This is a genomic window from Shinella sp. M27 (assembly GCF_049199905.1).
Classification (GTDB): domain Bacteria; phylum Pseudomonadota; class Alphaproteobacteria; order Rhizobiales; family Rhizobiaceae; genus Shinella.
This window is the reverse complement of the sequence record NZ_JBLZPK010000014.1, coordinates 110,616-131,226: the sequence shown is the minus strand read 5'-3', so window position 1 is coordinate 131,226 and position 20,611 is coordinate 110,616. Positions and strand designations below refer to the sequence as shown.

The window sequence follows — 20,611 nt, the reverse complement described above, 5'->3', positions numbered from 1 at the left end:
GGATTCGTTTCAACGGCTTAGCGGCGGCGGGTCATCCGGGGCGGAGGCCCGATTGACTCGTTTCGCCAATCGGAACAAATAATGAACATATCAGCTTGAACACTTGCTGAAAACCCTGAAGGAGCAACAATTCTGCCGTGGCCACCCATGCCCTCAATCATGTCCTTGCGAAACTGCGAGAGCGCATTGGCCGCCTCGAAGGCGGCGCGCAACGCGCAAGGCAGACGCTTCCGTTCGGTGTCGCGGACATCGACCGGACACTGCCTGGAGGAGGGCTGGCCTTCGGCGCGCTGCACGAGGTTGCCGGCGGAGGAGGCGGCACGGTCGACGGTGCGGCCGCGGCGCTGTTTTCCGCAGGCGTCGCCGCGCGGACGAAGGGAAGAGTGCTGTGGTGCATGACGCGCCCGGACCTGTTTTTCCCGGCGATCTCGCAGGCAGGGCTGCATCCCGATCGCGTCGTCTTCTGCGAAAGCGACCGGGAGGAGGAGGTATTGTCGGCCTTCGAAGAGGGGCTGGCCTTCGGTGGTCTGTCCTGTGTCGTCGGCGAACTGGTCCGCCTGTCGATGACCGCATCCCGTCGGCTGCAGCTCGCGGCCGAGAAGACCGGCAGCATGGGTATCGTCCTGCGCCGATGGCGGCGACAGAACGAGGCCTCGGACTATGGACAGCCGACGGCCTCGACGACGCGTTGGCGCATCAGCACGCTACCGTCCGAGAAGCTGCCGGTGGCCGGCGTCGGGAGGGCGCGCTGGCTGGCGGAGATAATGCGCGTGAAGGCGGGCGAATGCGCCGAATTTGAAATTGGAGCCCCCGATGACAAGGGTCGTATCTGTCTACTTCCCGCATCTGGCGACCGAACGGATCAGACGCCGCGCTGGCGAAGCCTTGCCGGCTGACAAGCCGCTCGTCGTGATTGCGCGGCGCGGATCAAAGCGCTGGATCTCGGCGGCCGATCCGGCGGCCGCAAAACTCGGCCTGCGCGTCGGCATGCCGGCAAGCAAGGCGCAGGCCATGGTCGAGGATCTCCTAATGGTCGACGCGGCGCCGGCCGAGGATGCGGCCGCGCTCGAGCGGCTGGCGCTCTGGGCGCTGCGCCAATATAGCCCGGTGGTCGCGGTCGACGGCGCTGACGGTCTGGTGATCGATACCGAGGGCGCGGACCATCTTCAGGGCGGCGAGGATCTTCTGATCTCCGGCCTCGTCAATCGGCTGCGTGGTCATGGCCTGACGGCAAGAGCCGCCGTCTCGGATACTTGGGGCGCCTCGCACGCCATCGCCCGGCTGATCTCGGCGGAAACAACGGTGGTGCCCGTCGGGAACGTGGCGAAAGCCGTGGTCGATCTGCCGATCCTCGCGCTGAGGCTTCCGACCGAAACGATCCAGGGTCTGCGGGTGCTTGGCATCGACACAGTTGGCCAGCTTTCCGCCATGCCGCGCGCGCCGCTGACCCTTCGCTTCGGCCCGGAGCCCGCCCGCCGGCTCGGCCAGTTGTTCGGGCGGGTGGCGGAGCCGATCGAACCGATCCGCACGCCCGAGCTGGTGGAGGTTTCGAAGAATTTCGCCGAGCCGATCGGCGCGCCGGAAACCATCGCCAAATATGTCCGGCGGCTGGTCGGGCAGCTGTCCGCGAAGCTTGCCGAAAACGGTCTTGGCGCGCGGCGCTGCGACCTCGTCATCCACCGCGTCGACAACACGCGCCAGCATCTTCGAGCCGGTCTTGCCAAGCCGGTGCGCGATCCGGCGCGCCTGTCCAAGCTGCTGTGCGATCGCATCGAGAAAATCGATCCGGGTTTCGGCATCGAAAAGTTGGTGCTCGTCGCGGTTTTCGCCGAGCCGCTGGAGGAGCGGCAGGTCGTCTCCTCGCTGATCGAGGAGGAGATCGCGGATATCACGCCGCTCGTCGACATCCTCGGCAATCGCGGTCATCGGTTGTTCCGGGTCGCGCCGGTAGCCTCCGATGTGCCGGAACGCTCCGTTCGGCGGATCGCAGCGACCGCGCCCGATATCGGATAGACATGGGCCAACAAGTGGCCGCGGCCATCACGGTTGCTCGCAAACCCGGAGCGTATCGACGTTATGGCGCTTCTGCCCGACCAGCCGCCGGCAGTGTTCACCTGGCGCGGTAAGAGACGGAGAGTTGTCCGCGCCGACGGGCCGGAGCGCATTTTCGGCGAGTGGTGGAAACGACCGCGCGAATTCCAGGCTGTGCGTGACTATTTCGTGGTCGAGGACGAGCTTGGCGAGCGCTACTGGGTCTATCGCGCCGGCGACGGCATCGATCCAGAGACCGGCTCTCACCTGTGGTTCCTGCATGGGGTGTTCGGATGAAATACGCCGAGCTTCAGGTGACGACGCATTTCAGCTTTTTAAGGGGCGCATCCAGCGCGGACGAGCTGTTTGGGACCGCGGCTGCGCTCGGTATCGACGCGCTCGGTGTTGTCGATCGCAACAGCCTTGCCGGCATCGTGCGCGCCTGGGAGGCAGCGAAGGCGACCGGCGTGCGCCTTGTCGTCGGATGCCGGCTCGATCTCACCGACGGCATGTCGGTCTTCGTCTATCCCATGGATCGCCCGGCCTATTCGCGGCTGACGCGGTTGCTGTCTCTCGGCAAGGCGCGCGGCGGCAAGGGCAATTGCCTGATTGATTTCGCCGACCTTTCCGAGCACGCGGCCGGCATGATCGGCGTTCCTGGTCCCGGATGAAGCCGATGAGGCATGCACGGTACATCTCCGCAGGATGGCCGATCTCTTCGGCGAGCGGGCCTATGTCGGCCTCTCGCTGCGCCGTCGTCCCAACGACCGGGTGCGCCTGCATGGCATCGCCTCGATTGCGGCACGCCACAGGGTTAGAACCGTGGTCACCAACGACGTGTTGTTCCACGACCCCGGTCGCCGGCAGCTGCAGGACGTCGTGACCTGTATGCGATGATCCGCAAGGCAGACACTTTGGGAACGTTTCAGATCGAAAGCCGGGCGCAGATGAGCATGCTGCCGCGCTTGAAGCCGCGCACGTTTTACGATCTCGTCATTCAGGTGGCGATCGTTCGGCCGGGGCCAATCCAGGGCGACATGGTGCATCCGTATTTGCGCCGCCGAGAAGGTAAGGAGCCCGTCGAGTACCCGACGCCGGAGCTTGAGGCAGTGCTGTCGAAGACGCTCGGCATTCCGTTGTTTCAGGAGAGCGCTATGAAGGTGGCGATGGTCTGCGCGGGCTTTACCGGCGGGGAGGCCGATCAACTGCGAAAATCGATGGCTACGTTCAAGTTCTCCGGCGGCGTCTCCAGGTTCAAGGACAAGCTTGTCGCAGGCATGGTCAAGAATGGCTACTCGGAGGAGTTCGCCGAGCGCACGTTTTCGCAGTTGGAGGGGTTTGGCAGCTATGGTTTTCCGGAAAGCCATGCGGCCAGCTTCGCCTTGATTGCCTATGCGTCGAGTTGGGTCAAATGCCACCACCCGGACGCCTTTTGCGCCGCGCTTCTGAATTCGCAGCCGATGGGATTCTATGCTCCAGCCCAAATCGTGTCCGACGCGCGAGCGCACGGCGTCGAGGTCCGGCCCGTCTGCGTCAACGCGTCTCGATGGGACTGCACGTTGGAGGACGCCGGCGAAGGGGACAGGAAGGCCGTACGCCTCGGCATGCGCATGGTGAAAGGCCTCTCGACGTCAGATGCCGCCCGGATCGTAGCGGCGCGGGCTGACGAGCCTTTCTTCTCGGCTGACGATCTTTGGCGCCGATCCGGCGTGCCGATCGCCGCGCTGATCAAACTGGCGGAAGCTGATGCATTCCTTCCGTCTCTCGGTCTTCAGCGACGGAACGCGCTGTGGGCGATCAAGGCCTTGCGCGATGAGCCACTGGCGCTTTGGACCGCGCCTGCCGAAAGGGAGGCACGGCAGTTCTCCGAGGCGCAGGAACCTGATGTTTCGTTGCCTGCGATGAGGACAGGCCATGAGGTCGTCGAGGATTATTCCCATGTCGGCTTAACGCTGCGACAGCACCCCGTTTCGTTCCTGCGTGAGGACCTCCGCCGGAAACGGATCGTGACATGCGCCGAGGCGATGGCCGAGCGGGATGGCCGATGGCTGATGAGCGGCGGGCTCGTGCTCGTGCGCCAGCGGCCGGGCTCTGCCAAGGGTGTTATGTTTATGACCCTGGAAGATGAGACGGGCATCATCAACGCCGTCATTTGGCCGAAGGTGTTCGAGCGTCAGCGGCGGCAGGTCCTGTCTTCGTCCATGTTGGCGATCAATGGGAAAATCCAGCGAGAGGGCGACGTTGTGCATCTCGTCGCGCAACGACTGTTCGACCTATCGGAGGATCTCGGTCAACTTGGTGAGCGGGGGGATCCATTCCCGCTTCCGCATGGACGCGGCGATGAATTTGCGCATGGGAACGGGGCGCCGGATCCCAGAGAGCGGCCAAAGGCAACGGCACCGGCGCGGGACATTTTTATCCCTGACCTGCTGATCGATCGGCTGAAGGTGAAGAGTCGGAATTTTCATTGAGTTGAAAAATTGGAAAATCGCAACGCTGAGAAAACCTTGGCGGCTCCAGACAGCTCTCGCCTCGGCCTCAATTATTTCTCTTGTTTTTGAATTATTGGTCGCTGCCGTACGGCCATGTAACTAGCGTTGGAAGTAGCTATATTAATGATCCGTTGCTGAAGTCGGATTTGCGTGTTCGATTCCGTCGTCAGCCCATTGTTGAATGTTCCGGCAGTTGCCGTTTATCCAAAGCGAGTAAGGTCTGACTTGGGGTAGGGACTGACAGGTTACGGGCCACCGCGCGAGAAGCTGCCACTTATTTGGTCAATGAGCCTCGGCGGCTATCGTGTACCTGATCCCACAAGAATACCCTCCTTTAACGCTCGAAGCTGCAAGAAAAAAGACTACAAAGCTAGCGCAACCTTCGCCCATTCTATTGGTGCAGCCCACATCAATTCTGAGGCACTGGCATGGAGTGCACGCAAACTGACAGATGCCCGAGTGATGTCGGCGGCCCACTCCAGCCGGCAGCCGCTCCGCCGAGATGAGAGGACAGGTGCGTGGCGGTTGCCAGCACATCGCCACCGGCAAGCGACTGGCCTCCCGTCACTGGCGTCCAGCCTCCATGTCCCCAGTTCCTGTTTTGATGGGCGGTCACCGCGGCTGCCACTGGATGACGGACCGGCGGGGTCCGAGGTCCATGACCATTGCCAGGACCGAAGGAATATAAGAGGCGGGCATAATTGCTCGTCGAGCGGACGAACGGAATGCTGCTCACGCCCATATCGGCGCCGTGATGAGGCACGATCATGGCAGCGATGTCGGTTGGCGCGCTTTGCGCAATAAGATGGTAGCTAGCATCGCCGGTGAGTACCCAAGACCTTCCGGTTGGGTGGTCTGTAACGATGAGAACGAGCCCGCTGCCGTTGCGCTTCGTGCCCGTCGCGCGTTGCAGATCATACTCCTGTCGCCCGCTGGACCAACGGAGCGGAGGTGCGCCACGAGCGACAACGAGGATGCGCCCTCCAGCCTTGAGGATGTCGTTGGCGAAGGTGGTGTGGGTGGTTGAAATCGTCTGCCGTGGCACGACCCAGGTTCGAGCCTGCAACCCGGCATGTCCTGCGGCACCAGCCCAGTGGTCGGTATCCCAGTGTGAGAGGATGACGATGGGCGAGGCGCACGTGCAGAAATCGATCGTCGCCGGCGCGGTCGGTGCGTTGCGGCCCGAACCGCAACCTGTATCAAAATAATAGATCGGCTGCCCGCACCGGCAGACCAAAGCGGAGGCGGAACCCTGACCGATGTCAAAGCAGACCAAGGCCTCAAGGTCGCATGGGGGATGGAGGGCCGCGATCAGGTCCCCGTGGCTGGCATCCGGCCAGTTCGTCATGTCGAACAGAGTGGAAAGCGGGCCTGACGGTGCGTTGGTCGGCGCGGTATGGAGATAGGCACGCGTCGGCGCACCGAACAGACCACCGTAGACATCGACCGGGCTGTCGCTCTCAACATCGGAAAGTTCAAGGGAGATCCAGCGTTCTTCGTCACGGGGCAATTGGCTGAAGAAGCGATCACCTGGCGACAGGGAAAGTTCGAGCCGGAAGATCGGCACCTCCTCATAGCCATCTAGCCCATCGCCACCATCACCGCCGAAGCGACCACGCCAATAGCTGGCGATACGTTGCTTGAGATCGGGATCATTGAGGTTGAATGCTCCGCCCTCTCCGAAGCCCTTCCAATCGGCATCGACAGCGTCGAGGACAAAGGTTAGGTCGTCCTCCAGACCGGGCACAATCGGTTCGATATCATCGAGCCGGGCAAAGGCCCGGCGCGGAAAGTCGCGCCTATATTCGTATCGATCGAAGAATCTGTTCAAACCCCACTCCTTCATCGGACGACTGATCAGTATTTCGGGGCGACTTTGAGTGCCCCGGCGCGTTTGGGAAACTTCTCCTCAGGATTGGCGATCTTTCCAGCATCCTCGCCGTCGCGCGCGGCAAGCAGTTCGCGTAAATCGGCAGCAATCTGGCGGCGATCGGCAAGCGTCAGCCTCTTGTAACTCTTCACCTCGGGCAGGTAGCTGTCATACCAGTCGCCAAAACCTTCGTCCCAGATGCGATCGATCGCTTCGAGATTCTGCTGGAGATGCTTGTAAAGCACGAGCAGCCGGCGCCATTTATGCTCATCGAAATCGAAATCGCCATCGGTGAATTTAAGGCCAGCTTCATACCCCCATCTCATGAGCTGACGAGAGACATCTGCGGGCATGTCTAGATTGAGACCGCCCTCGCGATCGGTGAGGAATATGCGAGCAACGCGCTCTCTCTGCCCGGTGATTTCCGACAGTAGCTGGTCCTGCCAGTCCTTGGCCGAATTAAGAATCTGCCACGCGAAGTCTGTAAGGCTTTTCACTTCCTTGATCTGGACGCCCATGCCCTCACTTGCCGTTGTCGGAAGCGCGACCCGGCTAGTCAATTCGTCGGCATCCCAAAGAAGGTCTTCAAGACTGAAGGCAAAGGTCGGGCGTGTTGGCAGTGGCGCGTCAAACATATGAATCGGGAAGTTGGAACTGATACCGCCATCGGAAAAATGGACCGTTCGGATTCGCTTATAAGGCTTACCACCCAGTGCATTGACGATCGAGGGTAATTCAGTGTCTTCGATCTTGAGTGGCACCGCACTGAAGAGGAGTGGGAAACTGAGGCTCATTCGCACAGCGATAACGACCGGGAGCCGATCCTCTGAAGGAAACAACCACGCGCCAGAGTAGCGCTGCCATTTTTTCGTCCCGTCCCTGTAGAGGTAGCGCATGACGGGAGCTGGAAAGAGCTTCTCCCAATCGGCAGGCATAAAGGCAGCGGTTACACCAAGACGTGGCAATGTGTGTGGGCGCCGCATCGAAAGGTTTGTTGTGACAACCTTGAGGTCGATCTCGACCTTATCCGGATCAGAGCCGCGTAGATCGCCAAAGGTGAGCGGGACCGGGTGATCGGGATCGCCAAAGGCGATATGCTGGAGCGCCCGATATATCCAGTCGGTAAGGCCTGGCTGTTGATTGCCCGGCTGCGTCAATCCTGTGCAGAACCCGTAGTGATGTTCCGGAAGCCGTTTAAACGCGTCAAGCAGAGGATCGGCAAAAACCCGCCTTCCCCAACGATAGATGCCAAATGTGCCGCCGGCCACCGCACCGAGAACTACAGCCAGGCCAGTCGCGTAGGAACTCGACTGGAGTGCGAAGGATGGCAATCCGAGCGCTGCACCTCCGCCAAGCGCCGGCAGTGCGGCGCGCCAAAGGCCTTGACGTAGGATCGGTAGGATGCCCCCAGCGGAAATGGCCGCCTTGAAACTATTAACCGCCGGCACCAACTCCGTGCTAGGCTGGAACAGCGAAAGCAAGCGATCAGGAAGCGCATCGCAATACGTCTTGAGAGTCAGGAAGCCTTCGGGACGTCCATTCAGCCGGGCATATTCTGCCGCGGCGGCGAACGCAGCGGCAATCGCACCGGCTGAAGTGCCGCCGAGGGAGTGAAGGCGGTATTTCGTCGCGATTTGGAGAACGGCATAGGGATAAACCACGCCAGAGGTAATGCCGCCTTTCATGATCATATCGCATTCAGCCATGGCGCCATGTGTGAACTGGTCCACCGTGAAGGTTGGCAGGTCTATTGCTGAAACTGCGAGAGTATCGCTCTCTGCTCTCTTCACCATTGGCAGGGCCCAATCGAATTTCGGGCTACGGCACCGGGATGGTTTGGCTCGAACGTATTGTTTATGAAGTAGACCAACCGGAAGCTCGGGGGGTGGATTCGCTTCGAACGCTTGGAGAGAATGCCGCGCGCTCGCGCCTGCAGCAGAGTAGCGGTCCCATCGCGGGTCGCGGGCGTGAAATCGTGTACCTCTGGGCGTCGGTAACGCCCCCACTGCGCAGCACGGTGTCTCGTCGAAACGGCGATCCCTAAATAGCCAGCTAGCACTGGAGGCCTAAGCGGCATGAAGTCCCCCATTTCAACGTCATGCTTCTAGTCCGAGTATGATAAAATCTCAACCAAAGAGATTGCAATATCAAAATCCATTTTATGTAGGGTTGCGGTGAGCTGTGGAGGTACTGCATGGATTGCTGTGACCGTCACACAGAATGGGCTGGCGTTCAAAACGTAGTTGCCATCCGCTCATGACTTTCGTCCGGAGGAGTTTTTTACGTGTTGGATGGGGCTCAGGAATATCCTCGCGCGCGCGCCGGCGCCGAACCGATCTTTCTGGGAACGGTCCCGTTCTCTGCCGGTGGCGGGAATCGAACGAGCGGCAGGTTTTGGGCGGCGAGGAGAGCACTCCGAACGACAAGGACGAGGTCGGATCCGGGCAGCAAAAAAGCGTCGTCATTCCAGCCATTCACCTGGCTCTGAAGACTATGGCAGAATTCCCTAGAATCATGGAAGAATAACACCCAGATCGGGAGGGGAATTTGGCAGACAATATTATCAAGGTTGCGATCCATCACTTGGCGCGCAATCCCGACAACATTTACGAAGTTCACCAAGGTAATGGGCAGCTCGCGGTCAGCGCGACGGCCAGACGCCTTATCGACGAATTGCATAAGCTCTATGCCCGCCGCCCGTCGAAGGCTTACGGCAAGTTCTCCGAAAATACGGTCGACTATCCGACGTCGGTCCGGTTGACCGAATACCTTTCCCAGACGGCCTCTTTCGAAGACACGACGATCGCGTTGATGAACACCCTGGCGAAGGAAGCTCGGGGGCGCGCCGCCTCCGAGGGAGGGCACGTTTTCTTCGCGCATTTCCAGCGCGACGACCGGCAATACATCCTGGTCGCCATCGTCAATGATAAGATCAGTGCTGCGTTGACTGATACAGCCGACCTCCAAGACGTCAAGCACCTCGATGTCGACGGTTACCGTTTCGCCGGTCGGGTGAGCCTTGAGGGTTGGGCCAACAACGAGGAGCGGTACGTCAGCTTCTTAAAGGGCAAAGGCAACGTTTCGGAATACTTCATGGCCTTTCTTGGTTGCGACACGACCGCTGCTAGCCGGGTCGACACGTCCAACTGGTCAAGGCCATCAAGCATTTCGCTGACAGTCGACCTCTTGAACCGGCAGAACGTGCCGAGTTCATGGCCCGTGCGAACGACATATGCGCCAGAGACTCCAAGGCAGATAAGCCAATCAACTTTGCCACCTTGGCGAACGAGTTGTATCCCGAGGACCCGGAAGCCCTCATCGAGGTCCTGGCCGATCCTGATCGCGGTCTGATCGACGGGTTTGTCGCCGATCGCAGGGCATTGCGTGGCCTAGTGTCCTTTAAGCGTAAGACGTCGAACTGGTCGGTCGAGTTCGAACGCGAGGCGCTGAATTCTGACAAGGTCCGGTATGACCCGGAGACGAACAGCATCATCCTTTTCGATGTGCCCGACGACCTTCGTAATGACTTGCTGGCGGAGATAGTGGATGGCGAATGACGCCATCACTTGGGCGGACCTTCTGGAGATATACCAGAACTCCGTCTGGGTGGATGACCATATTGCAGATCTGACCATTGTCAGCGGGGGCATCGCTAGGACGCTAAAGCTCGTCGAGACCTCCGATCGCGCCTATCATGAAGCCGACATCTCGTTGCAGGACGATAAGACGCAACTCACGGTCGGTTCCGTCGTCGAAGTGCGTATCGGTTCACCCCACCGCAGCTTAGGCCTATTAGTCAAGGATTGGGACGCGTTGCTCGCCTCGTCGGTCTCCAGAATGCGGGAGCCTTCGACCTTCTATATCCGCTCCGACCAAACCCACAATGCTACCCTGCCTCCCACCGACACGCTTCTCCGATATCGGTCGACCATGAAGCTTGTGATGCTGCTCTCGGAATCCGCGCTGTTCGCCGATCAGCAGCAGGCAAAGCTTGTGTATTTTGCAGACGCTCGCACCGAAGTGCCGGTAAAGTTTACCGCGAAGGACCTGCGCTCCATCGACACCGCGCAGGTAGACCTCCTCGAGAAGGCTCTCGAAGGTGAATTCCATGCGGAACAGCGGCTCGGTATTCTGGCAGACGCAGTGGTGGAGCTTGTTTCCAGTCAGAGCGCTGTCGGCCGCTTTCACTATCTCATGCAGAACGTCGACGAACTTGTCAGCTGGGTTAATGACGGGTACCGCCTGTTCGCATCAAGCTTCTCTTATTCGAAAATCCGCGGCGAGCTGGAAAAGACACAATCAGAATACGTAGGCCGAATCCACAAGACGTTCAGCGACATCCAAGGCCAGCTTTTGGGGCTGCCTGTTGCATCCGCGCCGACTGTCTGCGGCCCCGAGCTTTTGGCCAATGTTGCCGTAGTCTGCGGTGCCTGTCTCTTCGCCGCCTTGCTGATCACGTCCTGAATCAATCAGTGGATGACGCTCGACGCGATATCGCGCGAGCTTAAAGGCCAGAGGACAAGGCTCAACGCTGAGTTCACAGAGATCAAAGACCTCTTTACCGGCAGTTTCGATGCTCTCGACGGCCGAGTCCTGTGGCACAGATGGATAATGGCCGTGATCGTCGGCCTGTCCGTGATCGGCGCCATGTTTACAGCAAGGGCCTATTTCTTGCTCACGAGCGTCAACGCGTGGTCGTGCCTGGTCAGGCACGGGGCCACATCTTAGTTCGTGGCAGCAGCCGACAAGGCGAACGGTTACTGGTAAGGCTGGCCGCTTTTATAAGACGCTCCCGGAAAATGCCCGGTTTCAGGATACTCTCTGCAACATGCGAATGGCTGGGATGGTGGCGATTCCGGTCGGTCCGCCACGCGCCTTCATTTCGGACGTAGGGGCCACCGCCTACGGTGCCCAAAAAGCGGACATGAATCCATGAAGGCGTCATATTGCCTGTGCGTCAAAAGCAGTCATGGCGCTCTTCCGCGACGCTGGTCGTCCTCCCGCCATCCTTTTATGGCGCTGCCGAGAAAACCGAGCGCGTAGTGCGTGATGACGGCGTATAGGCCAACAATCGACGCGTATCCTATGAAAAAGCCAAGCGTGTTCTCGCTGAAGTCCCACATATCCAGCGAATAGGTCAGCATCAGCTTGGTCCCGAAAGCCATCTCGAACGAGCTTTTCACACCCCAGATCGCAATGGCCAAGGCCATGGCCCTAAGAACCATGGTGGGTAAGCTACTTGGCGAAGCAAGACGCAAGGTTGACTGGATCGTGTTCATCACGACAGTCCAGCGTGTTCCCAGATGGATAGCGATGATCAGCAAAACCCAGTATCCGGCGAACATATGGATTTCCCTAACGGCGAAGGCCCCGCTGAGGGCGGTGAACGGGAAGAGGTCACGGGAGACCAGCAAGCTCGTCACCATCATGACCGTCATGCCGATAGCGAGGCAAAAGATGGTGACGAGGTTGACGATGCGGGTGGCATCAACCTTGCGCTTCGTCACGCTGCCGTACCAACGCCTGTTGAAGACGTTGTGCACGATCACGAGAACCAACAGGGCCGTGCCGAACAGCTCGTGGGAGAGATTGTCGAGCCACCAATATCCGAGGCAGGCGATGACGAGCGCGACGGCCAGGAAGTCCAGTAGCAGGCGGATACGGAAGACGTTCATTCGAATTCGAACCGCCGCATTTCGTTGAAGGTGTAGAGAAAGTCACGATCCGCGCGGGACATGTGACAGCTCTGGCAACGGGCAGTGTTTTCGGCTTCGTTGATCGTGCCATCCGGCTTGAACCACTGGAACTGCCAGTCAGCAGTGCGGCGATTTTCGTCGTAGTCCTGTCCCCAGTTCTCGCCCTTCTCCATGATAAAATACCGGAAGACTTTACCGTCGCGGTAGTCGACGAGCGCAACCTGCGTGCCGTTCGGGATCGGGTCACCGCGCTTGACGGCCTCGATCGCCTCGCGTGTCGTCATGATGTGCTCGGTGACTTCGCCGCGCGTTACCGTCGTGTAGTGAACAAGCTTTGCGATGTCGGGCATCGTCGCGCGCGTCGGCTCCGCGTGGACCTGCATGCCGACGAGCAGGACCGTCAGTCCAGCAAGCGTCGCGCCGCCAATACTGCCAATGATCTTCTTCATCCAAACTCCTCTGGTCAGCGCGGTACGAAACGTCACCGCGTGTATTGCTCGTCGGTGACGTGTTCCATCCATTCGACCGATTTGCCGTCGAGCGTCTCGGAAATGGCGATATGGGACATGCCTGTGGTCGCGGTCGCGCCGTGCCAGTGCTTCACGCCCGGCGGAATCCACGCGATGTCGCCCGGGCGGATTTCCTGGACCTCGCCGTCCCAATGCTGGACGAGACCGACACCTGCCGTGACGATCAGCGTCTGGCCAAGAGGGTGCGTGTGCCAGGCGGTGCGTGCGCCGGGCTCGAAGGTTACGGTCCCTCCACCCACTGTGGCGGGCGCGGTTGCGGAGAAACGGGAATCGACCCGGACAGCTCCCGTAAAATTGCTTGATGGACCCACCGTCGACGGGTTGGTCCCGACCCGTGTCACCGACACAGCCTCGTCGGGTTCGGCAGACGCGGCGGATGCGCCCAGGGATAAGGCTACGGTCAATACGGTCTTCATGTTCATCGTGCACCTGTCATCGTGGAAGCCTTCGTTGGCTGTTTATTTTTCGGCGAAGACTTCCTTGGCGATTGCCACTGCCGACACGGCGCTCGGCCAGCCGGAATAAAACGCCATATGGGTGATGGTCTCGACAAGCTGCTCTTCCGTCAGGCCATTGGCCTTGGCGCGCACGAGATGCGAGCGGAGCTGGTCCGGACGGTTGAGAGCGATCAAGGCCGATACCGTCACCAGGCTTCGGTCGCGCTGGGAAAGCTGCGGCCGCTCCCAGATGTCGGCGTAGAGGACGTCATCCGTCAGTTCCGCCAGCTTCGGTGCGATATCGCCCATCAGTTGCTGGGTCCGCGAGCGGGCGGAATCAAGATTCGAGGCTGGTTCCTGTGCCATGCTGGCCTCCATTCCGGCTGCCATGACGATGGCTGCGGCAAAAATTCCCGACATAAGCTTTTTCAAGTTCGTTTCCTTCATATTTCGAGCCTTCGGTTGTACCGAAGGCGGAACGACGGCGCAGGGGCGCTTGCCTGGGATGCACCTCATGCGGAGGCGAGGTGACGGTCAAAGAACGGCTTCAACCTGGACAGGGCCGCATCGACATATTCGGGGACCCAGTAGGTCTCGATGTGCTTGGCGCCCTCGATCTTGAAGAGTTCCTTGTCCGTGGTTCCGATGGCCTTGGAGAATGCATCCTCGGTCATGTAGAGGGTGTCGGCAGCGCTGCCCGCGATCATCAGCAACGGCCCGTCGATCAGCGCGATCTCGTCTGTCGCGTCCCAGCGCATCAAGTCCATCAGGCTGCTCGTCGTGTACTTAAAGGTGGAGCCCGGATGGGCGTGGGTGCGCCAGTAGTACTCATAACCTTCGCGATAGAGATCGAACGGCAAGGCGGCGATCTGCGCGTCCGTCAGGTTCGCGTCTCCCGAGTATAGAACCTCGCCACCGGCCGCTTCCTGAGCACGGGCCGCAGATGCCTGCTGCAGGCGCTGCTGGATCGTGTCCATCTGGCTATCCTGGAAGCCGTTGCGGCGGACGCGCCCGGAGTTGAACATGCTGAGCGTCGCCACGGCCTTGAATCGCTTGTCCGTCTTGGCGGCCGACAGCGAGTACCCACCGCCGCCGCAAATGCCGAACAGGCCAAGACGCGCCGTATCGACACCGGGGAAGCGGCTGATGAAGTCAGCCATTCCATGGATGTCCTCAATGCGGAACTGCGGCTTGTCGATGCTGCGCGGCTCGCCGCCGCTTCCGCCCTGATAGGCGGCGTCGGCAGTGATAGTGATGAAGCCTTGCTCTGCGAGGCGCTGGGCATAGAGGCCCGTCGTCTGCTCCTTCACGCCACCATTCGGGTGTGCCAGCACGATGGTCGGATAGGACTTGGCCGGATCATACCCAGCCGGGGTATAGACATTGGCGACGATATCGAGGCCGTTCAGCTTATATCTCACGGGGTGGATGTTCACCTTGCCCGGCTCGTTCGCGGTGATCGCACCGTCATAGACGAGCGTGAACGGATTCTGCTTGTAGTCGGCGGCGACTGCTTTGTTCGTCATTTTTGACACTCCCAGGAGTGCACCGGAAACGACGAGCGCGGAGGCTCCAAGGAACTCGCGTCTTCTTGTGTTGATGATTTCATTAGCCATGGTCTGGCTCCTTCTCAGTTCGGGAAGCGCGCAGTGGCTGGTCGCACGAGCGCGCCAATAGATCAGTCGAGCTTTTTATCGTTCAAGAATTTGGAGACGACGTCAGCGATTTCGACATTGTTCAGGTCCGACATCAGGAAGTGGGTTCCGCCCTTGATGCCGATCTCCGGCAGGTGAACCAGCGTCGCGTCGCCGCCGTGCTTGTTGACGGTGTCGACCCAGAGCTTCGCCATAGCGAGACGAACCCGCCAGTTGTCCTGGCCGCGCTCTGTCGTCGGCTCGATCGGGAAATTGTCGCCGTAGTAGATGACGATCGGCAGCTTGGTCAGTTTCTCGAAATCGGCGACGGGAACCGCTTCACCCTTGAGCGTGCCGGCAGCGCTCGGCATGTCGGCTGGCACTTCGCCTTCCGGAAAGATGAAGCCGCTACCGGGCTCAAGCGCGACGATGCCCTTGACGTTCGGATTCTTGATCGCCGTCAGCCAGCCGGGTCCACCTGCTTGCGAATGGGTGAACAGGATGCCCGGTCCGGTCTTCTCGAACAGGGCTGACATGGCGTCCGAGATCACGGTTGCATCGAAGGGCCCGGTGTTCGGGGTGACCGAACGAAAGAACTGGTCAAGGGCTGCGGGGCTACGATCGAACTGGACGTTCTCAAAGTAGTCGGGCCATTTTCCGAGCCGGAACTGGTCGAAGAACAACTGGTCATAGGGTGTCGGCTCAATCGTCGTCGCCACGGTGCTGTTGCCCGCGCGGCCACGACGCGGCTGGTCGACGATGTAGGTGGAGAAACCCTTGCGTAGGAAGATGCTCTGGAAACCTTCACGGCCATCCGGTGTGGTCTCCCAACTACGGCCGGACTGGAATGCTCCGTGCAGCATGATGATCGGCAGAGGCTTGGGGTCCTGCGGAACCTGGTAGAACACGTAGGCATGGTCGCCGTGAAGCGACTGTCCCTCAGGAGTCGGGGCATTGTTGTTGTAGGTGCCCGCGGTCTGCGAGACCGTACCGCCCACCGCAAAGCTGCCCTGATCCTGGATGACGAGCGGTTCAGGCTTGGAAGCGGACTGGGCAAACGCCACACTGGTGATCGCGAGGGCGCTTGAGAAAGCGAGGACGGATAGGGTTTTAGCGAGTGTGCGGGGCATATCGATCTCACAATGGTGACGTTGAGAGAAGGGTATGCGGACATCACTCAGATGATTAGCTGCCCATTTCCGATTGAAGCCATTAGCCTCTCTTATTAATCACAAACGGTTGATTAGCGCGTTATCCGCGATAGCGAAGGGCTTCTACGACCAAGGCGAATGCGGGAGAGGTGTGTCTGCGGTTCGGGTAGTAGAGATGATATCCTGGGAATGGCTCGCACCAGTCTTCTAGCACCCGCACCACCTCGCCACTGGCAATCAGGTCCGCCACCTGATCCTCTGGCATGTAGGCCAGGCCAAGTCCTCTTCTCACAGCGTCGAGGCGCATCGCGATGTTGTTGAACACCAGTTGCCCTTCCACCCTCACCTTGAGCTCGTGTCCGTCCTTTTCGAACTCCCACGAGAGGATGTTGCCGTGGGTGGGCATCCTGATCTGAATGCAGTTGTGTCCTGTCAGGTCCTGGGGCACTTCGGGCCACGGGTTCTGTCGGAAATAGGAGGGTGCCCCAACGACAGCCATGCGCATTTCCGGACCGATGCGAATAGCAATCATGTCCTTGGCCAGTTGCTCGCCAAGTCGCACGCCTGCGTCATAGCGCTCGGCCACGATATCCGTGAGCCCATAGTCCACAGTGATCTCGATGTTTACGTCCGGATTGTCTGGAAGGAATTTTTCGAGCGCGGGTGCGAGGACGGAAATTGCGGCGTGCTCGCCTGACGTAATACGAACGGTTCCCGCGGGCTTGTCCCGCATTTCGGCTAGGGCCGACAGTTCCGCCTGGATTTCCTCGAACCTCGGTCCGGCCGTCCTCAAGAGGCGTTCGCCAGCCGCTGTGGGAGATACACGGCGCGTTGTTCTGGTGAGCAGTCGAAGCCCTAACCTTTCTTCAAGACCTCGAACGGTCTGGCTAAGCGCCGATTGCGACACGCCCAGTTTGACCGCCGCTTTCGTGAAGCTCTCTTCGCGCGCCACCATCACGAAGGCGACCAGATCGTTGAAGTTCTCCTGTGGCATTCATTAGGCATCCTTATAGCTTCATCCCGATTACTGCCCCTAATCCAAAGGGTCGGCAAGCGATATGTTGCATTTATAGAAACAGACATCGCCGTGGAGGACGGAGGGGTCTACACTGAACGGAACACGGAAATGCCAATCGGCCCTGATGCAACTCCCCCGAACAAGACGGCCATCCTCGCGATCATCCTGATCAGCTACGTGATGATCGTCCTCGACATCTCCATCGTGCTGACGGGGCTGCCAAGGATTCATGCCGAACTGGGCTTCAGCGATGCGGGCCTCGCTTGGGTCTCCACCGCCTACACGCTGACCTTCGGTGGCTGCCTGCTGCTCGGTGCGCGGGCGGGCGATATCTTCGGGCGACGCCGGATGTTTCTTGTCGGCTTGACGATCTTCTCGCTTGCCTCGCTGGTCATCGGCGTGTCGCAGACACCCGCGGTCATGATTGCCGCGCGATCCCTGCAGGGTCTCGGTTCTGCTATCCTCGCCCCTTCGACGCTCGCTCTCCTGCAGACCAATTTTGAGCCGGGACATGAGCGCACGCGCGCTGTGTCCTACTATGCTGCAGCGGCAGGCGTGTCCGCCGCGTTCGGCCTGGTGATCGGTGGACTTCTTGCCGACTGGCTATCCTGGCGCGTCGGGTTCTTCATCAACCTGCCCGTCGGCATTACGATGATGGTGGCCGCCAAACGCTACGTGCGTGAAACGGAGAGAACCCCCGGCACCTTCGATATCGCGGGTGCGATCATCTCGACGCTGGGTATTGTCGCACTCGTCTACGGCGTCATCCGATCCGCCTCGACCGAATGGTCCGACGGGGTGACCGAGGCTTGCGTTGCTTTTGGCATCGTCATGCTGATCCTGTTTGCGTTCGTGGAATCGCGTGCGAGCCAACCGATCATGCCGCTATCCCTCTTCGCTGACCGAGAACGGTCGGCAGCATACGGGGCGCGCGCCTTGTTCCTCGGTGCGAATGTCGGATTTTACTTCTTCGTCGCTCAGTTCCTTCAGAGCGTCGTCGGTCTGAGCTCCTCGGAAGCGGGCATCGCCTTTCTTCCGACGACGGTGGTCAACTTCATCGTCGCCATGTCGGCACCACGTCTGATCGGACGATACGGCGCGGGCAAAGTCCTGGTTACCAGCGTCGTGACGGGCCTGATCGGCATGATCTGGCTCAGCTTCGCCATGCAGCAGGCATCGCTTGCCGCGCTCGTCATCCCGATGATGTTGATCGGAGCCGGCCAAGGTGGCGCACTCGGACCGCTGACGGCCTCCGGGATCGTGCGTGTGCCGTCGGAGCGGGCGGGAGCAGCGTCGGGTGTCGTCAATGTGGCCCATCAGCTTGGCAGTTCGCTCGGTCTCGGTATGCTCGTTGCCGCTGCGGCACTCGGATCGCAAGGCCTGCAGGGCACCGAGCTTCTGGCCAGACGCGCAAGCGTGGCGATGGAAACCGGGTCGGCTTTCATTGCCCTGACCCTGATCCTCGCCGTCCTGTTCATGGCGCGTCCTGGCTACCGCCCGGACACCACATCAACGACGGCATGACCACGCGACAAGGGCGGCGTGCCACCGTGCTCCTGCATCATTGAAAGGAAACTGACATGACAAGCAAAATCCCCACCGTCACCCTGAACAATGGGATCGAGATGCCGATCCTTGGCTTCGGCGTGTTTCAAGTACCCGATCCCGCCGAATGCGAGCGCAGCGTCCGCGACGCGATCGACGTCGGCTATCGTCTCCTCGATACTGCGACGTCTTATGGCAACGAAGAGGCGGTCGGCACCGCGATCCGCAACCACGGCATCGATCGAAGCGAGTTGTTCGTCACCACCAAGCTCTGGATCGAAGACGCGACCTACGAGGGCGCGAAGGCTGCTTTCGAACGTTCCTTGAACAAGCTGCAGCTCGACTATCTGGACCTCTGGCTCATCCACCAGCCCTACGGCGATGTCTATGGTGCGTGGCGTGCGATGGAAGAGCTTTACAAGGCCGGGCGTATTCGTGCGCTCGGCGTCAGCAATTTCTATCCCGACCGACTGACTGACTTCGTGCTTCACAACGAGGTCGCCCCTGCGGTCAACCAGATCGAAATCCATCCGTTCCACCAGCAGGACGACGCTCAGAAGGTACTGGAGGAGTACAATGTCCAGGCGGAAGCATGGGGTCCATTCGCGGAGGGCAAGAACGGCTTGTTCACCAACAACCTCTTGCAGTCGATCGGCAAGAGGCATGGCAAAAGCGTTGCGCAGGTCGTACTTCGCTGGCTGCTCCAGCGCAACATTGTTGCTATCCCGAAGTCTGTGCGCAAGGAGCGCATGGCCGAGAACTTCTCGGTCTTCGACTTCGCGCTGGATCAGGACGACGTTGCAGCGATCGCCTCACTCGACCAGAAATCCAGCAGCTTCTTCGACCATCGCGATCCGGCCATGGTGAAGTGGCTCGGCACGCGAAAGCTTTGAGCTGATGGCACAAGGTGGCGGCGTGTTGGCTTCCAGTTTTAAGTTCGATGCCATAGGTATGTCCTGGGAGATCGACACGCCTGCGCCGCTCGTAGCGGAGACCAGGGCGCATATCCTTGATCTGGTTGAACGCTTCGACAGCATCTATTCGCGGTTCCGCCATGATTCCATCGTGACGCGGATCGCAAATGCTGCCGAAGGCGGAAGGTTCAGCTTTCCGGCTGATGCAGCCCCGATGTTCGACCTCTACGACCGCCTTCATGACGCGACAGCCGGGGCGGTCGATCCGCTCGTCGGCCGCGACCTGGAGCTTCTCGGATATGACCGCGACTACATGCTGGTTCCTGACGACGAGGCTATCGCGGCCACGGAGGCGCAACGGCCGATCTGGAGCAGAGACGTGCAGCGCGAGGTCAATTCGATCACGACGCAAAGGCCGCTGGTCATCGATGTCGGAGCTGTCGGCAAAGGCAGAGTGGTCGATCTGATCTCCGATCTGCTTGCGGCGGAAGGTTTCAGAGACTTCGTCGTCGATGGCAGCGGCGATATCCTCCATCGCGGCGATACCGCGCTCGATGTCGGTCTCGAACATCCGCTTGATCCGCAGATGGTGATCGGGGTCGCAAACCTGATCAACGGCTCCCTCTGCGCCTCGGCATCCAATCGCAGGACTTGGGGTGACGGCCTCCACCATGTGCTCGACGGCCGAACCGGGCGACCAACGACTGAGGTCATCGCCACCTGGGCGATCGCGGCAGACACGGCAACCGCCGACGGACTCGCGACTGCGCTCTTCTTCGGCTCCTCCTCGCGTCTGATGGCAACCTTCGACTTCTCTTATCTGCGCATGTTGGCCGACGGGCGCGTCGAGGTCTCGGACAATTTCGACGGCGAAATCTTCACCTGAAACAAGGGAAACACGATGCAACACCAGACGAGAAACCTACTGATGGCCAGTGCCCTGACATTCACGCTTGCCGGAGCTGCGGAAGCACAAAGCACAAGGTCCGCCAGATTTGTGGATGGCGTCTACACAGCGACCGGAGAATACGGCGGCCAGCCATCGCATATCACGGTCAAGGCAACGCTGAAGGACGGCATTGTGACTGCCGTGAGCGTCACCCCGCATGCCTATGTCCCCCGCTCCCTCGAACTGCAGCGCGCATTTGCAGCCGCCGTGCCGAAGGTCGTGGTTGGCAAGCGCATCGATCAGGTCAGGGTCGGCAAGCTTGCCGGGTCGAGCAGCACGCCCAAGGGTTTCAATGATGCCATCCGGAAGATCAGGGCGCAGGCTGCACGCGGATGATCGACATG

The 20,611-nt window shown here is 60.1% G+C and carries 15 protein-coding genes and 3 pseudogenes; 9 read left to right on the top strand and 9 right to left on the bottom strand.

What is annotated here, in order from left to right; translation table 11 throughout:
- The first annotated feature begins 137 nt into the window (after positions 1 to 137).
- From ACOZK4_RS05830 to ACOZK4_RS05820, 3 genes and pseudogenes are all read left to right on the top strand, one after another.
- Entirely contained in the window at positions 138 to 896 is a 759-nt protein-coding gene (locus ACOZK4_RS05830; protein WP_421590976.1) for an ImuA family protein, read from the top strand.
- Positions 814 to 2,328: pseudogene (locus tag ACOZK4_RS05825) on the top strand (Y-family DNA polymerase). The gene ACOZK4_RS05830 and the pseudogene ACOZK4_RS05825 overlap by 83 nt, the downstream one beginning before the upstream one ends.
- Positions 2,325 to 4,502, top strand: a pseudogene (locus ACOZK4_RS05820) (PHP domain-containing protein). Before ACOZK4_RS05825 ends, ACOZK4_RS05820 begins: the two co-directional pseudogenes overlap by 4 nt.
- Positions 4,503 to 4,932: 430 nt before the next feature.
- Here the strand turns inward: ACOZK4_RS05820 and ACOZK4_RS05815 are convergent.
- Both ACOZK4_RS05815 and ACOZK4_RS05810 read right to left on the bottom strand, forming a co-directional pair.
- Positions 4,933 to 6,354 (bottom strand): hypothetical protein, encoded by a 1,422-nt coding sequence (locus ACOZK4_RS05815; protein ID WP_421590974.1) that lies wholly within the window; start codon positions 6,352 to 6,354, stop codon positions 4,933 to 4,935.
- Between the two features lie 26 nt (positions 6,355 to 6,380).
- A complete protein-coding gene (locus tag ACOZK4_RS05810; RefSeq protein ID WP_421590972.1) occupies positions 6,381 to 8,186 on the bottom strand; it encodes a patatin in 1,806 nt (601 codons plus the stop codon).
- A gap of 754 nt (positions 8,187 to 8,940) precedes the next feature.
- Here ACOZK4_RS05810 and ACOZK4_RS05805 point away from each other — a divergent pair.
- A pseudogene (locus tag ACOZK4_RS05805) lies at positions 8,941 to 9,950 on the top strand (nucleoid-associated protein).
- A complete protein-coding gene (locus ACOZK4_RS05800) occupies positions 9,940 to 10,857 on the top strand; it encodes a hypothetical protein (RefSeq protein WP_421590971.1) in 918 nt (305 codons plus the stop codon). The pseudogene ACOZK4_RS05805 and the gene ACOZK4_RS05800 overlap by 11 nt, the downstream one beginning before the upstream one ends.
- A 503-nt stretch (positions 10,858 to 11,360) precedes the next feature.
- Here the strand turns inward: ACOZK4_RS05800 and ACOZK4_RS05795 are convergent.
- The 7 genes from ACOZK4_RS05795 to ACOZK4_RS05765 all read right to left on the bottom strand — a co-directional run bounded on the left by ACOZK4_RS05795 (position 11,361) and on the right by ACOZK4_RS05765 (position 16,835).
- On the bottom strand, positions 11,361 to 12,068 hold the full coding sequence (locus ACOZK4_RS05795; protein ID WP_421590969.1) for a DUF4405 domain-containing protein: 708 nt from the start codon (positions 12,066 to 12,068) through the stop codon (positions 11,361 to 11,363).
- Positions 12,065 to 12,538, bottom strand: coding sequence for a cytochrome P460 family protein (locus tag ACOZK4_RS05790; RefSeq protein WP_421590967.1), 474 nt, complete (start codon positions 12,536 to 12,538; stop codon positions 12,065 to 12,067). The genes ACOZK4_RS05795 and ACOZK4_RS05790 overlap by 4 nt, the downstream gene beginning before the upstream one ends.
- A gap of 32 nt (positions 12,539 to 12,570) precedes the next feature.
- Positions 12,571 to 13,041, bottom strand: a complete 471-nt coding sequence (locus ACOZK4_RS05785; RefSeq protein WP_421590966.1) for a (R)-mandelonitrile lyase — start codon at positions 13,039 to 13,041, stop codon at positions 12,571 to 12,573.
- A 36-nt stretch (positions 13,042 to 13,077) separates the two neighbouring features.
- Entirely contained in the window at positions 13,078 to 13,434 is a 357-nt protein-coding gene (locus ACOZK4_RS05780) for a carboxymuconolactone decarboxylase family protein (RefSeq protein WP_421591211.1), read from the bottom strand.
- Positions 13,435 to 13,568: 134 nt separating this feature from the next.
- Positions 13,569 to 14,672 (bottom strand): alpha/beta hydrolase, encoded by a 1,104-nt coding sequence (locus ACOZK4_RS05775; RefSeq protein WP_421590964.1) that lies wholly within the window; start codon positions 14,670 to 14,672, stop codon positions 13,569 to 13,571.
- A 62-nt stretch (positions 14,673 to 14,734) separates the two neighbouring features.
- Positions 14,735 to 15,820, bottom strand: a complete 1,086-nt coding sequence (locus ACOZK4_RS05770; protein ID WP_421590962.1) for an alpha/beta hydrolase — start codon at positions 15,818 to 15,820, stop codon at positions 14,735 to 14,737.
- Positions 15,821 to 15,941: 121 nt separating this feature from the next.
- Positions 15,942 to 16,835: a LysR family transcriptional regulator gene (locus tag ACOZK4_RS05765; RefSeq protein ID WP_421590960.1), complete on the bottom strand. Its 894-nt coding sequence runs from the start codon at positions 16,833 to 16,835 to the stop codon at positions 15,942 to 15,944.
- Positions 16,836 to 16,928: 93 nt separating this feature from the next.
- On the opposite strand from ACOZK4_RS05765, the gene ACOZK4_RS05760 reads away from it, so the two are divergent.
- The 4 genes from ACOZK4_RS05760 to ACOZK4_RS05745 are packed head-to-tail and all read left to right on the top strand — an operon-like array spanning position 16,929 to position 20,603.
- Positions 16,929 to 18,383: an MFS transporter gene (locus ACOZK4_RS05760; RefSeq protein WP_421590958.1), complete on the top strand. Its 1,455-nt coding sequence runs from the start codon at positions 16,929 to 16,931 to the stop codon at positions 18,381 to 18,383.
- Between the two features lie 56 nt (positions 18,384 to 18,439).
- Positions 18,440 to 19,297 carry an aldo/keto reductase gene (locus ACOZK4_RS05755; protein ID WP_421590956.1) on the top strand — a complete coding sequence of 286 codons (858 nt, stop codon included), beginning with the start codon at positions 18,440 to 18,442 and terminating at the stop codon, positions 19,295 to 19,297.
- Between the two features lie 25 nt (positions 19,298 to 19,322).
- A complete protein-coding gene (locus ACOZK4_RS05750) occupies positions 19,323 to 20,204 on the top strand; it encodes an FAD:protein FMN transferase (protein ID WP_421590954.1) in 882 nt (293 codons plus the stop codon).
- Between the two features lie 42 nt (positions 20,205 to 20,246).
- Positions 20,247 to 20,603, top strand: coding sequence for a hypothetical protein (locus ACOZK4_RS05745; RefSeq protein ID WP_421590952.1), 357 nt, complete (start codon positions 20,247 to 20,249; stop codon positions 20,601 to 20,603).
- Positions 20,604 to 20,611 lie beyond the last annotated feature (8 nt).

Coding starts and splice junctions, on each gene's coding strand:
- ACOZK4_RS05775 (WP_421590964.1), bottom strand. CDS start 14,672: ATGGCTAATGAAATCATCAACACAAGAAGACGCGAGTTCCTTGGAGCC.
- ACOZK4_RS05785 (WP_421590966.1), bottom strand. CDS start 13,041: ATGAACATGAAGACCGTATTGACCGTAGCCTTATCCCTGGGCGCATCC.
- ACOZK4_RS05790 (WP_421590967.1), bottom strand. CDS start 12,538: ATGAAGAAGATCATTGGCAGTATTGGCGGCGCGACGCTTGCTGGACTG.
- ACOZK4_RS05765 (WP_421590960.1), bottom strand. CDS start 16,835: ATGCCACAGGAGAACTTCAACGATCTGGTCGCCTTCGTGATGGTGGCG.
- ACOZK4_RS05795 (WP_421590969.1), bottom strand. CDS start 12,068: ATGAACGTCTTCCGTATCCGCCTGCTACTGGACTTCCTGGCCGTCGCG.
- ACOZK4_RS05780 (WP_421591211.1), bottom strand. CDS start 13,434: ATGGAGGCCAGCATGGCACAGGAACCAGCCTCGAATCTTGATTCCGCC.
- ACOZK4_RS05755 (WP_421590956.1), top strand. CDS start 18,440: ATGACAAGCAAAATCCCCACCGTCACCCTGAACAATGGGATCGAGATG.
- ACOZK4_RS05770 (WP_421590962.1), bottom strand. CDS start 15,820: ATGCCCCGCACACTCGCTAAAACCCTATCCGTCCTCGCTTTCTCAAGC.
- ACOZK4_RS05810 (WP_421590972.1), bottom strand. CDS start 8,186: ATGGTGAAGAGAGCAGAGAGCGATACTCTCGCAGTTTCAGCAATAGAC.
- ACOZK4_RS05800 (WP_421590971.1), top strand. CDS start 9,940: ATGGCGAATGACGCCATCACTTGGGCGGACCTTCTGGAGATATACCAG.
- ACOZK4_RS05745 (WP_421590952.1), top strand. CDS start 20,247: ATGGCCAGTGCCCTGACATTCACGCTTGCCGGAGCTGCGGAAGCACAA.